The organism is Paenibacillus amylolyticus, from assembly GCF_036894225.1.
Classification (GTDB): domain Bacteria; phylum Bacillota; class Bacilli; order Paenibacillales; family Paenibacillaceae; genus Paenibacillus; species Paenibacillus amylolyticus.
In genome coordinates, this window is sequence record NZ_CP145893.1 from 228,860 (window position 1) to 244,525 (window position 15,666).

Below are 15,666 nucleotides of genomic sequence, written 5' to 3' on the forward strand. Positions count from 1 at the left end.
GCGTTTTATTTTATATACCTTATGAGAGGAGATAGTTTATGAACAAGCGCATTTTATCACTGATAGTAACCTTGCTAATGATTTCGTTAAGTATTTTTATTAGTACAGGTCAAGCGGCGGAGTCCATATCAAACGATAACATTAGAGTGCAAAGCAATGATCCAGGTCATAAATGGGAGATACCTACCGCTACTAGTTTCACGAAGTCATTAGAAACTGAGGCAGAGGCAGTCACGGAACAATATCCTGAAGCCAGTCTACTTAACACAAATATATTGATTGATCGAGGTAACGTACAGCTAGAGTTAATGAGCAACTATAGCGATATTTATACTGGTGCATACACCGATGAAAACGGTAAGAATGTCATTCTTGTTACTGAGTTACCAAACGAATTAAAAAGTTCAGTAATGAGCACGAGTGTTTTTCCTCAAAATATTGAATATTTAATTGTAAAATATTCTTTAGAAGAACTGACTAAAGCAAAAGAATCATTATCTGGAAAAATGAAAGAGTTAGGGTTAGAAGCGGTTGGTATAAATCCTAAGTTGAACAAAGTTAATGTGTACATCTCACAAGAGCAGTACGATAATGCTAAGGAAGAGATACTAAACTATATCGATGAAGATATGGTGAGATGGGTAATAGGCGAGTTGAGCCTTCAAACACAAGCGTATAACTTGTTTCCCGGAGAAAAAATTGAACGAGGAACTGCTATTACTTCCCCGGCATGTAGTTTAGGTTTCAACGGTCGTGCCAATGGTAACAACGTCGGTGTTACTGCGGGGCATTGTGAGAATGGAACTTGGTATGACTTATCTGACGGTTCTAGCCCGATTGGTACAATGAACAATGCTGTATTTTCGGATACGTCTAAGTTTGATGCAGGTTATATAGTATACAACTCATCTGTAAATCCGAGCCATAATTTAAATGGTAATTCTTTAACGATAGGGACAACGGATTACTCTGGCCTATATCGTCAGGTTGGAGATAAGGTAAGAGTACACGGGTACAATTTGAATGGAAGTAGTTATCCTCTAGCTGAGATTGTTGACACTAGTTATGATATTAATGGTGGACCGACTGATATGATCATTACTGGACTTAGTGGTACACAGCTAGGAGATAGTGGAGGATTAGTATACAATGTCGTCAATAATGGTGTACGAAACTATGCAAGAATTGAAGGTACCCACACTGGTATAGTTAGACAAGGTGGAGTAGATACATGGCAAGCTTTTTCAAAATATAGTTATACAATTAGTTCGCTAGGTCTCTCGGGAGTTTACACCGATTCCTCCTATTGATGTTTTTATATTGCAAGTGGAAGGTGATGATCATGGCTAAACTAGTGAGTGGACTCACACTCGTTTTGTTGCTACTAGCCGTCGGCTGTAGTTCTCAAAATGAACTAACTCAATCAGATGCGGACATCAGCGGTACAATTATAGAAGTTAATGAACAAGATAATCAAATATTGATTGAACAAGATAACCCAGATGATCCTGCAACGAAACAAATTTGGATAAGTAAAGATGAGGATAGTGAAATAGTTATCGGTGGGGCAGCCGAGTCTAAATTTGCTAGTTCAATAAAAAATAAAAAAGCTGAAGTATGGATAAAAAATCTTATAGCCCAGTCATCACCTCCACAAGCTATAGCTGAAAAAGTCATTATTGAATAATAAAGGTTAAGGTAATTAATATCAAAGTCGCTACTTAGCGGCTTTTTTGTTTTAAGAACCAAATTTTTGTTCCAAGCTGAGTTCCGAGCCAAGAACAAGTAATTGATCAGGGGTTTTCTTAAAAGACAATTCCAAAGAGATAGAGAATCCCAAAACTAATGCCCAATGGAATACTATCGCCAAGAACAGAGCTTGAATAAACTTTTCTCATCAATACCTGAAGCACCGTGAGCTGAAGCCACTCATCGTCATATACAAAGAGAACTTTCTCCCGATGGCTCCTTTATGATCCGATACTACCGCCCCAGTATTGAGGGCAAACGCCCAGATTGAAAGTGCACAGAACTTGCGAGAAGGAAAAGAATGGCGGGCTGTGACACGAGACAATTCCACGGTGTTCGGCTGGAGTGCATCCTCCAGAAGTTCCGATCCTGCGGGCGCTGCAAAGATATATGAATGGCTTCCGGAAAATACGTTCGATAATGTCAATATTAGCGTTTGTTCGATAAAAAGACTCCCCCGGGTCAGAATAATTGTTAATTCTGCTCATGGCGGAGAGGCAACACCCAAAGAGGAGAAAGAATGGAGAAAAAGACGTAAAGGGTGGTCTGTCTGTTGTGTGTCTAAGAACCTTTAAGCGTGATATACTATGAATGAATGGAGATGATTGCAGATGAATGAACTGCTTGACCCCCGAAATGATTTTTTATTCAAACGTATATTTGGCAGTGAAGAAAATCGGGATGTTCTGCTTGCCTTCTTGAACAAGACTTTTGTAGAGGCAGGTAGGCCGCCTTTGACAGAAATCATCTTGTTGAATCCATATACCGAGAAGGACACTCCTCGTGACAAGCAATCCATCCTTGATATACACGGAAGAACAGCGGAGGGCGAGCTCATCAACGTTGAAATGCAGTTATTCAATAAATATGATACTGAGAAACGAACGATGTTTTACTGGAGCAAGCTATACAGCGGACAGCTTCAAGAGGGGCATTCTTATAAGATGCTGAAAAAATGCGTGACGATTAACATCCTGAACTATTCTTTTTTGCCCAATGATCAATATCATAACGTATTCCATCTGCGTGAAGACCGGAGTGGGATCTCGCTCATAGATGACATAGAACTGCATTTTCTGGAATTGCCCAAGCTTGGCGATCATGCGACTCCAGTAGAAAATGGTGGTTTGGTTAACTGGCTATTATTCTTAAAAGGTGTCGATAAATCCAATTGGGAGGTGCTGACGATGAACGAACCTGTATTAAAAAAAGCAATGGATACGTTGGAATTTCTTAGTCAGGATGCCGAATCCCGCCGATTATACGAGGACAGACAAAAGTATTTGCATGATGAAGCTTCTATGATTGAAGGGGCAAAGGAAGAAGGAGAGCGTAACAAAGCTACTGATGTTGCCAAGAAATTGATTAAATCAGGAGTAGATGTTGATATCATTGCTTCTTCTACCGGTCTGACAAAAGCAGAAGTGGAACGACTCATAAAACACCATAAAGTTTGATCATAAATGTTGCCGATGACATCTTAGTAAGGACATCTGAGCAACAGATAAGTAATAAAATGGAGATAGTTCCTCCAGTAGTAAAAAGCCTCGAAAAAGTTCGAGGCTCTGTCACGTAGATTGTTCCACGTTAGTAATGAAAAGTGATATCATAAAGAGAAAAACGGTAACTACAAAGTTTAGACATATGTACAAAATCCTGACTTTGTGTAATAGTAAGAATACTATGGATGTGCAGAGATTCTTCTCCATTTACTACTGCTAACAAAAAACAAAGAGGGTAATTTGGTTTTTAGAATTACAGTGCTTGATTATGGGAAACGAAACGAGGAAAAGCTGCTGTCCAGAAAAAAATAAAGTTTAGGAGTGTGAGTAGATTAAAATCATGCATGATAGCTCTTGTTACAGTATTTTGTCTATACCGTTGCAGTCAGTGTGTTTCTTCTCTCCACTTCCCAGATCATTCTCACCTTGCTCACTTCTTTCTGATCAGTAGTTCTTGTAGTCTGTTCAAGTAAGACAGGAATTCAAAAGTCATTTACCAGATAACGCTATCAATCATGTTGGATAACACTCTTTATTAAATGTTCGAATTTAATGCCCTCGCAGTCTTAATCGGAATGGGATTAAGTTGAAAATGCCTAAGCTCACCGTTTAGGTATATATCTAATTAATGATCGGTACAAGTTCTTGTCCATGGCTTGGGATAAGAACTTGTACCGATAAAATAAAAAAGCCGCTAAAATAGCGTCTTTCAATGGGAATATGTTCTATGTTCTTATCCCTCGACATTAACGGCATTAAAAATTTAATCTTTTCACATTTTATAGTACTTTCTTTTCAGCATCGTTGTTTATTTTTCTGAACAGCATCGAAACTGATTGAGGTGTAGGTGTATAAGATAAATATTACTTTTGGCACTTTCCTGTTGATATGGACAAACTTCTTCATTTTCTAAGTAATGATTCAACTTGTACTTTGAACCCATTAAAAAAAGTATCTACAACAAGTGATGCCGCTGAATTTTATCTCACCCCTTCAAATTGATAATGACTAAACGTTCTGGTTAGTCCCGCCATCCCACAGTTTCTCGATCACTTGGGAACTTTACAATAACCCTATTTAAGATGGGCTTGAGTACTCTAACTAGCTCTCTATATTCATCTCTCCTCATGTGAAACAAATCTTGATACGAGTTTAGCTTTTTAAACTGTTTACGCTTAATTTCAAATAAAACATCTGGGGAGTATATCTGGGCCAACTTCACCATAATAGCCCTATGTAAGCTATCTCCGCGGTTTAATACTGGGTATGGCAAATATTCGTTAAGCTGTGCAATGTTTAAATTTGGCATATTATAAAGTTTGACGTTAGCTTTGAGATCCTTTGTCACTCTATTTTTGGATATATGTCTGATTTGATGCAAATTGATGATCGTATCCTTCGGAAATATGGGGTATTTCTTTGAATGGTGTCTGTCAGTTGGTATTCGTATTAAAGCTTTCTCCAAATCTCCTGGGAAGGTTGATCCATCATCTGAATTGGTAGGAACTACAACCAATAATTCTTTAAAATCCCCGAGGACAATGGCTGGGTGGGGTTGAAAGAGTTCCCGATCAATGCCGTAACCAAAATCAACTAGCACCTTTCTACCTGAAGCATATCGCACTGGATTACTATTAGTCGGACTACTCACTTGATAGGTATCGTAATTAACTCCATTCAATGTGTGTTTGTTAAAGAGATCGTTCCAAAGAAGATACTGGATGCTTTCTTTAAGGTTATAGGTCTGTACCAATTGTTCTGTTTCTTTCAATGTCTCAGCCAATTGTGTTTTTACAAATGAATCACGTGAAGTGGGAGCATTTTTCGATGGAGGATTATATCCATCTACACTATCTCGATTAAATGCGATCTTAATTCACCTTCCTTGATAGAGATGGACCCATCAATAAAATAGACAGGTCCTCAGTAACTAATCCTCATTTTTTATGGTCAAACATTTCTTCAATTCGCCGCGAAGTTAAATGATGTTCAATAATCGCATATACTTCTTTTTCTGAAAGCAATTCACCCTCAATTGAAAACAGTCTAGTTGTATCAGTCAACTCAATGACTTCTTTGGGAACTTGTTCTGAATCCGAGTGTTCAGCTTGGGTGAAATCTTCTACTTCTTTAAGAAGATTGGCTCGGAACCCCTTCGCAAAGCCTCTCGAAATAGAATAAAACATCCGTGTTGCTTCTCTTCGTGCAATGTAGTTATAGGTTTCTTCTTTTACTGAAGCCGTATCTCTCAAATGTTCTTGGGCTTTTTCTAACCTGTACTTAACCCCGTTCTTTATCTCACCCTTTATTAGGTTTAATGGACCATTAAAAAAACGGATTTGAAGCTTACTATCGTCATTTTTCAAGAGATAGGTGAAGATAGCAACTACTGATTCAAACAATTTCTTGTCTATCTTCTCTTGTTCAAGTATAACTCCTAGTTCTTCATCCGTTCGTGGCTTGGCTTTGGTGAATACTTCCTCATAATCCAAGCCAAGAGCGATAGCCAGAATCATAAGTGTCTCGTCATTGGGCCTAGTTTTCGAAGACTCTGCTCTAGAAATATGGCCTTGAGCAAGCAGTGTGAAATTGGCGAGCGCTTCTTGTGTTCTAAAATTTGCTTGCTTACGTTTTTCTTTGAGATACACACCAATATTATTACTCATTCTACCTCCATTATTAAAGAATATTCTGCATTTTTATTTGCATATTATGAGGATACATTATGTTCCTCCCCTTGTCAATCTCACACAAAATCAACGCTCAAAACGAAAAAATGCCAACTAAAAAAGCTGGCATTAGTTTAAGTAAGAGTGTATGAATTTTAATAATATCAAATAAGGTCTGATTAATTTTATAGCCCCGTAGATAAGATAATCTAATCTAGATCACTGTCGATCTTTATTATTTTCTACCCACATTGAAATCTACACGATTTATCACTTAGATATCTCCAGCGAAAAGATATTCACTGCCCTCTTTATCTGCATTAACACCGTCCCAATATTCTCTCGCCAACTGATGATTATACTCTTGGCTTCTCGTGTTTAACTCCACATATTGTTGGTTAGCTTTATGAATTTTACCCGTCACGCTAAGTTCATAGATAGTGTAAGGCTGTTGATTAGGATTTTCTAGTAATCTAGCTTTCCAGAATTTGATTACTTCTTTATCCGTTAAAAATAAGCATGTAAATCGCGATGGCAGCTCCGGATTGATTTGTAACCTTTCATTTTCAAAGATATACTCTCTCGTTTTGATAATATACTCATGGTGCACAATCCCAATGTCACGCAAATACAAGGGACTTACAGAGGCATCTAGATTCAATTCCTCAAGGTTAATTTGTGTCGGCATATTATAGTTATGCAAAAATCGTCCTTTCATAAATTTATTATGACGGTCACCTACCTTAATGACCGATCCAATGTCCCAATGATATGATTCGCCCCAGTCTTTATTTCGTTGTATATGGAAGTATCGTTCTTGATACACATTTTTCATTTGACTCTCCTCCTTCTGAAGCTTTTCATTTGTATCTTATTTTAATGGCAACGAATGCTTGCTTTAATCTGGTATAGAGATGACTCCAGCTGCTAGAAGTAGAAACCCAGGTTTCGCAAACTTTGCTTGAGTCTCTGCAAATTCGACCTCATATGTTCTCAGTTCTACTGGTTTCAAAAACGTATATAGCAGAATGGCCAGCATAACAAGCATAATAAGCAGAAATACTTTAATACTTGAAACAATTGTTTCTCCTATTTCAGATATTTCGTTACATGAGAGACACAGAGCTGCTGCAAAGCGCAAACATAGCGCTAACCGTCAATATATACATGAGAGACCCTTCAGAAATATTGTTTCTTGGACTCCTTCTTATAAGAAGTATGTAGTTTGGCACATGGTTGCAGCGTTGTATTCATAACTCCACCCCACAGATAAATTCTATGTACAGGGCCTAGGCTGTAAGTTGGTTAGGTACGTACGGATTTGATCTAAGAGGAGGAAGGCGGTTCACCCTACCTGTCAAAGAAGGTGGCTTCTCCAGTCTCTCAACAATTCTCGTTGTGGGAAAAATTGTACACTGCCAAACGCAGGAAGCAACCCTGTGCTCGGTGGAGTATAGGACGATACCCCCTACAACTTTCGAATACCAAAAGCTCTATGGAATATGGCTTTTGGAAATTGTGTGATCTTGCCGACCAAGTTAAGATCTCTCCAAGAGCCAACATAACCTTACCACTACGCAACTGCTCATAGAGTGTCGCTACACTCCCGAAGCACACCCACAAAATAAGCTTTAGGCAATGTACCCACACCGCCATCTTTCTCTGTAAATCTAAATTGCTACCAGTACATCCTTAGTTACAGCTTCCACCACTTCCGGAGCGATCTTTTCCACATCTAGTAGGTAAACGATATTAAGTCTAGGGTTGTAAATTCCTAAACGACGTACCTTCTGAAACTCCTTATGAATAGAACGGAGGCCCAAAATATAGTACATCAAAAGCTGTAAGGTGTGCTTATTGGTTGGTCCATTCTTAGATACTTTGAAGTCCCACAAAGTGTCCTCTGTCAGATAATCTCCATCACCCGTACTCACCTCTTCAGTGTATCCGAATTCGAACGTAAAACTATCTTTAACAATTGGTCCAAACTCTTCCCAAAAAGCAAGACTTCTACTTACCATTGTACGAATATTACTCACCGTTTCATCGTCAGCACAAATCTCTTCAACAGGTTTATACACGGATGTGCCAGCACGAACGCACACATCATACCCTACAAGTTTGCAGGCATTACGTATAGACTGGTCGTCTAAACCTTTAATCTTTTGTACAAGAGATCTTGCCATATCCTCTTCGTCTACCAGAAATGATCCACTCAGAGACATCCCAAAGGCTTCCTCTGCAGAAGACCCGGACAAGTATCTGGTCAAATAGTCAACAGCTAAACCTACTAAGCCTGCGTGAATGTTTTCTTCTGGATGTAACTCAATCCCGTCACTCAACACTATCTCTTCAAAGTCTCTGGGCCGTATGTAGCCTCCTCTAGGCTGTTTAACTTTGCTTACTCTCTGCGTAACTGAAACCATAGCAATTCAACTCCTATATGTAAATAAATTAACTACAAACTTACTTCGAAAGTCTCTACAAGAAACTATTACATTTCCTTAACCATCTTGAATTCTTTTTTAAATATTTATCACGCATATAGAATTTATGACTACTTACTATTTCAGTCGTTATAAGCTCCGTTAATAACATGCTCTGAATAAGAGTGTTTGTACTTAAATTTATAATAAAAATTTGCTAAGAATAAAACCAATGAGATTATTGAAATCCAACGTATAAACCCTTCTGTACTAAATGCAAGCCAAGCAACAATGAAATGAATACTGCTCTTTTTATTAATAAAATTAATACTTAGTTAATTAAAGTTCAGCTGATCGTCTCCACCGCATCCTCCAGATCCTCTTTGCTCGGTGTCGTATAGATCATCGTCATGGCAATATTCGGATCTCCATTTTCCTTGTAGTGCCCCATCAGGTTAGCAACCTTCTGCAGATCCTTCGTGGCCTCGAGCAAATCGTGGCCAAAGGTATGCCGCACTTGCTGTGGCAGTTCAAATGCATAATCCCTGTAAATCTGCGGTACTTTTCGATCATGTGCAGTATTCCGCGTTCCGTACATTTTAGAGATCGTCTCGAGACAAACACATATGGGCTTTTATCGTCCCGCGTATCCAGTTACGCCTGAAGCGCAATCCGGAGTTCGGAACTTATCGGAAGCTCCCTATCTTTGTCCCCTTCACTTCGAATATACGCTATTCCTTTGCGGTCACTCATGGTCAGATCGGTAAGCTGCAGATCACAAAGTTCAATCACCCGCAGCCCCATCCGGAGAAAAGTTAACACAATCGCATGCTCTCTTGCGTCTCCTCGAAAACGGACTTCCCTATGTAGTGCATTTTGTTCATTCCTAGACAACCATTTAGGCAACCGACGTGCTCCGAAAAAAACACCCATCATACGCTCATTAGGAGCAGTATGTTGGATATTTTTTCTTTATCGGATACCTTTGAGACGGAGCAGAATATTTTCACTGAACAGTGAACCCCCTGTCGGTGTTTGAAGTCTAATTACCAAATCGCTAGTTTGTACAGTTCCCATTTTGGGGATAATGTCGGCAGGGGTGTCAGTTGGATCATTGCGATAAACACTGGTTGATGCATTCAGAACACCTTTTTGGAAAAAGGCATTGCGATCTGGACTATCAAATCCATCTACTCGGTATCGTAGAAGCTGTGAAGGATTATATTTCTTCGTATCTTTGTTAAATACCGAACCGCCTTTAAAATACAGGACATAACTATTTTTTTGGTCCTTGACCATCAGGTTAGTGATAGAAGGTCGGTTATTGTACCACTTGAGCGTATTGATCGGAGCGATTAACCCCAGGTTAGGGTCGTTGGGATCGGCAAGGTCGATAGCGATAAGTGCGTCAAGTTTACCCTGATACAGTCCATCTTTCGATGTGATGGTCATAAGCTTTTCGTTCCACATTTCTTCGACCGAAGACTTACCGGCTTGTTTCCAATCGGATTCCGGAGTAACCCACATTTCTGGCATCACCGTGAAGATGTTCGTACCGTGCCAGGCGATTTCAGCACTGCTCACCGCATACTTATCGACGTCAAGGGAAGCACCAGTGTTCGTGGATAGAATACGTTCGATTACAACGATCGCCTGCGCACGTGTGGTCAGCCCTTTCGGAGCAATCTGCCCTATACCTACACCTTTAATTAGACCTGCTTTCGTAGCGAGGTACATCCATTTGTCATCTTCCTTTGACGTTTCCCCAATCGCACGAGCTGCAACCCGTGCCATTTCTTCGCGTGTCATGACTTTCGTCCAAGCCGCTTCGCTATTGTTGAAATCGGCAGATGCGTACAGGCCTGCTTTGCTTGCGGCATCAACATACTCGGTGTACCATTTACCGCTTGATGGCGTGGTTTCAAGTTCCATGGCCGAGACGACCATCTTCACGAATTCCGCGCGTGTAACGCTGGCGTCAGGCTTAAATGTACCATTCGTGTATCCATCGACATAGCCTTTGGAGACGCCATTGGTAATGGCGCTGGCGCCCCAATGGGTCGATTCCACGTCGGAAAATTGAGTTGTAGCGGCTTGCACGCTAGGTGCCGTAATTTTCATCGTACCTAGCACAAGCGCTGCTACCAGTGCAATTCCTGCGATTTTGATAAACTGTTTCTTCATGATACTCTCTCCTTTTAATTGGTGCTCTATGGGCTTAGCACTTTGTTTCTCATTTCTTAAGGCCAAAACCCGAAAGTTGTTCGAACTCTCCCTTTGAGATTGCTCAATCAAAAAAGACATGCCATATAATCGACATGTCCGTTTTTATGTACCTCAACATACTACTCGTTGGTGGACAAGAAAGAATTAGACATCGTCGCGAGTTCCTCGCAGACTGAGGGGAACAGTTTCACTGAACCAGAATCCACCAGCAGGGGTTTGAAGATGGATTTCTAGATTTCCGTATTCTTGTACAGTCCCCGATTTTGGAATAATTACTGCAGGGATATCGAACCAGGTATTACGATAAAGATAGGAGGTTGCATTCAGCACACCATTGGAATATGCCTTGGTATCAGAGCTGCTAAATCCAGAAACCTTGAATTGAAGATCTTTTGAAGAACTATATTTTTTTGTATCTTTGTTGAATACCGTTCCGCCTTTGAAATATAGAACATAGCTGTTTTTTTGATCTTTGACCATCAGATTTTTCATTGAAGGGCGGTTGTTAAACCATTTGAGCGTGTTGATTGGCCCAAGCAGTCCTAGGTTCGGGTCATTAGGATTAGCCAAATCAATAGCGATAAGAGCGTCCAACTTACCTTGATAAAGTCCGTCTTTTGACGTGATGGTCATACGTTCTTCGTTCCACATTTCTTCGACCGAGGACTTACCAGCTTGTTTCAGATGTGCTTCCGTTGTTACCCACATTTCTGGCATCACGGTGAAGATGTTTGTACCGTGCCATGCAATTTCAGCACTACCCACCGCATACTTATCGACGTCAAGGGAAGCACCGGTGTTCTTGGATAGAATACGTTCGATTACAACGATCGCCTGGGCACGTGTGGTCAGCCCTTTTGGAGCAATCTGCCCTATACCTACACCTTTAATTAGACCTGCTTTCGTAGCGAGGTACATCCATTTGGCATCTTCCTTTGACGTTTCCCCGATCGCACGAGCTGCAACCCGTGCCATTTCTTCGCGTGTCATAACTTTTGTCCAAGCCGCTTCGCTATTGTTGAAATCGGCAGATGCATACAGGCCTGCTTTGCTTGCGGCATCAACATACTCGGTGTACCATTTACCGCTTGATGGCGTGGTTTCAAGTTCCATGACCGAGACGACCATCTTCACGAATTCCGCGCGTGTGACGCTGGCGTCAGGCTTAAATGTACCATTCGTGTATCCATCGACATAGCCTTTAGAGACGCCATTGGTAATCGCGCTGGCGCCCCAGTGGGTCGATTCCACGTCAGAAAATTGAGTTGTAGCGGCTTGCACGCTAGGTGCCGTGATGTTCATCGTACCTAGCACAAGCGCTACTACCAGTGCAATTCCTGCGATTTTGATAAACTGTTTCTTCATGATACTCTCTCCTTTTAGTTGGTGCTCTAACACCCCTCTATATACATTATCGTCTCCATGGGCTTAACGGTTAAATGCTACTTGCGAAAGTAAGTGGTTTTTTTGTATCTAAAACTTCGTTTGAGCTATCCGTAAAGGTATACCATTAGTGATAACTAAATATTTCAGAGGGTGATGAAAAGTTTAGCAATGAGCAATATGGAGAAGCGTTCAAGGCATACGAGAAAGCATTAAATGAAGAACCGAATAATGAGGATGCTAAAAATAAGGTCGATCAAGCTAAGTCAAAATACGTAGAAAGTGTTAAATCAATAAATCTTGATATTATTTCATCATCAGCAGTCGCAGAGCAACTCACAGGGACATACTCTAAGTTGTGGTTACAAGCTATACAAGACGGAGTTCACTTAGAGGAATTTGCTGAAGAATTAAACGCAAACAATTCTACCATTAACCCCATTATTGGTGAGGTCAATTATAGTGAACTATTAGAAGACAACGATTATTCTGAGTTCACGATTTCAACGTAGCTATAGCAGTTGCTAAAAAGTACTATGAAAAACAAGGTGATATAGGGACTCTAGAACAGTCCAGAAGCGAAGTTAGTAATACAATTAAGAAGTTGGATTTGCCTCCTCAAGAATATCAATCTATTTATGATGAAACTTTTGATTTGTATAACAACTATGAAAAATATATTGATTTGGCTATACAACCATCAGGTAGTTTAAGCAGTTATAGTAACAACGCACAGTCTTTAGTTACTGATATTATCTCGGGTACAAAGTCAGTAGATGCCAAACTTCCACAATAAAGCTATAAACCCACTCTATATATAGAAACAGAGTGGGTTTTTATTTTTATTATTGAATGGTGCATAAATTTTAATTTTGTCCCGGACTACACTTTTTGCGGCGTGATGACATTTAGCGCAACTCATCCTCCAAAGGCACAATGATTTCATCCAGCGTATTCTTCCATTGACGTTTCATCTCTGGTGCGTATTTCAATGGCTTGGCATCCGGATGTATGGCTTTGTACTTATCAAACTGCTTGCTATTAATAATACCTCAGATATTTAGTTACATATTGAACCGCAGATAAATAAAGTTCATTCTCCTCCACAAACCAAATTTGTGCAAATTCATGAATCGCCAGGTGGTTACTAGCGATCACCTGATCAATGGCCTGTTTCTGCTCCTGATCATCAAAAAAAGATAGTTGATATGTATCCGCGTTGGATAATTGAGAAAGGGATACGCCTACACGGCGCACAGGTTGCCCATCCCAGTGTTGATGGAATATGCGTTTGGCTATCTTGCATACATCAACGGTTATGTTTGTAGGATCAGACAGTTTAACCTGCCTGTGAAAACCAGTGGGGTGGTCAAAATCCGCTCCAGATACACTTACGGATACTACACTGCTCATCAGTCACTTTTTGCGGGCTCTTCTGCATACTTCTGTGCAGATTATCGAGAATAACCACTTCGATCTCCCAAGCCTCTGTGAAATCTCTAGGTAGGGTCATTCCGTTTCCAATATCTTTTTGTGTACTGTGCGTGTTGACGGTTACCGGCGAATTGTCGAGTCCATTTGCGACTCGCCAAATGACTTCTCCATTAACACCCCACTTACTTCTTAACTTGGAAAGAGGCGTATTCGCCAGGTCTCTAATGGTTCGGATGCCCATCTTCCACAGATGTTTTTCCATTCTTGAGCCGATCCCCCACATATCGCGGATGGGCTTATCTCCAATGTGGAGGTGTAATTCCTCTTTCTTTAAGTGGAAAATACCCCCCTCTGCTTTTTTAGCGATCATATCACAGCACAATTTACTGATGATTTTGTTTTCACCAATGCCAGCTCTTGCGTAAACGCCTGTTTCATTATAGATTTTGTCTTGAATTTGCTTGGCCAAATCGATTGGATCATTACCGAATAGATGCATAGACCCTGTAAAATCAGCGAATAATTCGTCTATACTGTACGGTTCGACCAGATCGGTGAACTCTTCAATAATGGACATGATTTGAGTGGATACTTCGATATATTCTTGCATGTGTGGTCTCACAATGATCAGTTCAGGGCACTTCTGAAGAGACTGCCAAAGTGGTTCCGCGGTAGACACACCCTTCGCTTTGGCTAGTGGACAAGCGGCAAGGATAATTCCAGAGCGTCTTGCGGGGTCTCCTGCGACGGCGAGTGGTCTATTTTTGTATTGAGGCATTTTTGCCTTTTCGACTGAAGCATAAAACGACTGCATGTCGATGAGCATAATGGTTCGCTGCTTAGCCAACACTGAAATCACTCCTGTACATTTAAGAACGTATGTTTGTATATATTATAAACCGAACATACGTTCTTTATGCAAGAGGTAAATATTTATATTCTTTCGAGATAAGGTCATAGGGAGAAAACTGGCCTCTAGTTGCGTTTAGTTGTGGATTGCTCATGTTTTGGTATGAGCACTAGCAGGATAGATCAGATAAACAATGGATTTCCATCTCAAACTGGTAACAAATCACCATGCTAATTAGGCAACGCTATCTTGGCTTGTTCATCAAGAACTTCATCTTTCGTTGACCATTAGAATAGATTAAATCAATATCCTCTTTTGGTTTCTATCTTTTAAAGATGCCGCATAATGGAATTTAAATTCTAGTAAACCACCCCTGTATTCATTCTTGCTCAAGTTGATTGATCTCCTCATGCTTGCACTTAAAGTTTGCTTTCCTGCTGATTGATGAGCTGAGAAGAGACTTTCAAGCGACCCCCATATTATCTCAAGTGGCGAAAGAGAAAATGATCTATTGTTCATTGGATTAATGCGTATATCCTTCCCATTCCTTATAAAAATCTAGGGAAAACGTATCAACAGGACATTCTGAATGGTCTGCGAGGATCTACAACTCAAAGAACTTCCGAAGAACCAGCACTGTGTAAAAGCATGTCCTCGACAAGCTACTCAATCCATGATTGGACTTCAAGAGAGAGTGTTCAATACGACATCTTTCAGATTCATTCTCATCGACAGCTGTTACCGACCAGATCAGTTTGGTTGTCCCATTCTTGATGACGTTATTGCCCTTATCGGTATAGGTGACTCAGACAGCTTCCTCAAGTTTGCTGTAGTGAGTTTAGGTGCTGGCTGGTTATTACCCTTACGCATCCTTACTCCGTACGGAAAAGGATAACTCTCTGTCATTCGGTCGGTTTCGTTTTTCACTCTGCCAGTTGATTAATCATGATCTTACCCTCAATCGGTTACCAGCTTTCTGACAAAACAAAAAGAAGGTAGGAAATCTTTCCTTACCTTCTCTCTTTGGTCATACTTCTATGGAATTATAATATCATCGGATTTGTGCGCTAAATACTACGGATTTCACTTATTTAATTTATTTTTAACATAGATTACTCCAGCCGCTTGCTTCATTTCGGACCACAACTTAAATTTAGTATTAGCTGCTACATAATCATCTAACTCACGTTCATTAATATTTTCAAGATCCAGCTGACTTTTCATTTCAAAAGGACTATTCTCGAAAAAATCGTTAATATTACCAAAATCAGTGTTCTCATTCATGAACGTTGTGTTAAACATCTCATCAAATCTAACAGGGCCTTCAACCTGCTTCTTAACGTTCTCACTAATTTTTTTGAGCTGTTTTTCAATATTATTAAGTCCAGTGATTTTCATTATTATCAACCTCCTAGTTAATAAATAAA

Annotated in this window: 14 protein-coding genes and 2 pseudogenes; 4 read left to right on the forward strand and 12 right to left on the reverse strand. The window is 40.1% G+C overall.

What is annotated here, in order from left to right; translation table 11 throughout:
- Positions 1 to 38: 38 nt before the first annotated feature.
- The 4 genes from V6668_RS31185 (at position 39) to V6668_RS31195 (ending at position 3,206) form a co-directional block, all read left to right on the forward strand.
- Positions 39 to 1,310 carry a hypothetical protein gene (locus V6668_RS31185; RefSeq protein WP_100527983.1) on the forward strand — a complete coding sequence of 424 codons (1,272 nt, stop codon included), beginning with the start codon at positions 39 to 41 and terminating at the stop codon, positions 1,308 to 1,310.
- A 32-nt stretch (positions 1,311 to 1,342) separates the two neighbouring features.
- Positions 1,343 to 1,687: a DUF3221 domain-containing protein gene (locus V6668_RS31190; RefSeq protein ID WP_165789924.1), complete on the forward strand. Its 345-nt coding sequence runs from the start codon at positions 1,343 to 1,345 to the stop codon at positions 1,685 to 1,687.
- 310 nt (positions 1,688 to 1,997) lie between these two features.
- Positions 1,998 to 2,324 carry a SpvB/TcaC N-terminal domain-containing protein gene (locus V6668_RS32300; protein ID WP_422395298.1) on the forward strand — a complete coding sequence of 109 codons (327 nt, stop codon included), beginning with the start codon at positions 1,998 to 2,000 and terminating at the stop codon, positions 2,322 to 2,324.
- Positions 2,325 to 2,360: 36 nt separating this feature from the next.
- Positions 2,361 to 3,206: an Rpn family recombination-promoting nuclease/putative transposase gene (locus V6668_RS31195; RefSeq protein ID WP_100527985.1), complete on the forward strand. Its 846-nt coding sequence runs from the start codon at positions 2,361 to 2,363 to the stop codon at positions 3,204 to 3,206.
- A gap of 1,066 nt (positions 3,207 to 4,272) precedes the next feature.
- Here V6668_RS31195 and V6668_RS31200 read toward each other — a convergent pair.
- From V6668_RS31200 to V6668_RS31255, 12 genes and pseudogenes are all read right to left on the reverse strand, one after another.
- Complete coding sequence (locus tag V6668_RS31200; protein ID WP_338709041.1) at positions 4,273 to 5,034, reverse strand: hypothetical protein; 762 nt, start codon at positions 5,032 to 5,034, stop codon at positions 4,273 to 4,275.
- 154 nt (positions 5,035 to 5,188) lie between these two features.
- Positions 5,189 to 5,917, reverse strand: coding sequence for a helix-turn-helix transcriptional regulator (locus V6668_RS31205; RefSeq protein WP_338709042.1), 729 nt, complete (start codon positions 5,915 to 5,917; stop codon positions 5,189 to 5,191).
- Positions 5,918 to 6,194: 277 nt separating this feature from the next.
- Complete coding sequence (locus V6668_RS31210) at positions 6,195 to 6,755, reverse strand: DUF2441 domain-containing protein (RefSeq protein ID WP_338709043.1); 561 nt, start codon at positions 6,753 to 6,755, stop codon at positions 6,195 to 6,197.
- A gap of 835 nt (positions 6,756 to 7,590) precedes the next feature.
- On the reverse strand, positions 7,591 to 8,346 hold the full coding sequence (locus tag V6668_RS31215; RefSeq protein WP_338709044.1) for a hypothetical protein: 756 nt from the start codon (positions 8,344 to 8,346) through the stop codon (positions 7,591 to 7,593).
- 346 nt (positions 8,347 to 8,692) lie between these two features.
- A complete protein-coding gene (locus V6668_RS31220) occupies positions 8,693 to 8,944 on the reverse strand; it encodes a hypothetical protein (RefSeq protein ID WP_338709045.1) in 252 nt (83 codons plus the stop codon).
- 56 nt (positions 8,945 to 9,000) lie between these two features.
- On the reverse strand, positions 9,001 to 9,252 hold the full coding sequence (locus tag V6668_RS31225) for a tyrosine-type recombinase/integrase (protein ID WP_338709046.1): 252 nt from the start codon (positions 9,250 to 9,252) through the stop codon (positions 9,001 to 9,003).
- Positions 9,253 to 9,318: 66 nt separating this feature from the next.
- A complete protein-coding gene (locus tag V6668_RS31230) occupies positions 9,319 to 10,530 on the reverse strand; it encodes an S-layer homology domain-containing protein (protein WP_338709047.1) in 1,212 nt (403 codons plus the stop codon).
- 186 nt (positions 10,531 to 10,716) lie between these two features.
- Positions 10,717 to 11,937: an S-layer homology domain-containing protein gene (locus V6668_RS31235; protein WP_338709048.1), complete on the reverse strand. Its 1,221-nt coding sequence runs from the start codon at positions 11,935 to 11,937 to the stop codon at positions 10,717 to 10,719.
- A gap of 926 nt (positions 11,938 to 12,863) precedes the next feature.
- Positions 12,864 to 13,092 (reverse strand): annotated as a pseudogene (locus V6668_RS31240) (hypothetical protein); the annotation flags it as partial.
- A 120-nt stretch (positions 13,093 to 13,212) separates the two neighbouring features.
- Positions 13,213 to 13,368: pseudogene (gene polYB / locus V6668_RS31245) on the reverse strand (DNA polymerase IV); the annotation flags it as partial.
- A complete protein-coding gene (locus V6668_RS31250; protein ID WP_338709049.1) occupies positions 13,325 to 14,236 on the reverse strand; it encodes a DNA polymerase IV in 912 nt (303 codons plus the stop codon). The pseudogene polYB and the gene V6668_RS31250, both read right to left, overlap by 44 nt.
- Before the next feature lie 1,086 nt (positions 14,237 to 15,322).
- The gene (locus V6668_RS31255; RefSeq protein ID WP_338709050.1) at positions 15,323 to 15,637 is read right to left on the reverse strand and encodes a hypothetical protein; all 315 of its coding nucleotides are present in this window, start codon (positions 15,635 to 15,637) and stop codon (positions 15,323 to 15,325) included.
- Positions 15,638 to 15,666: the final 29 nt, after the last annotated feature.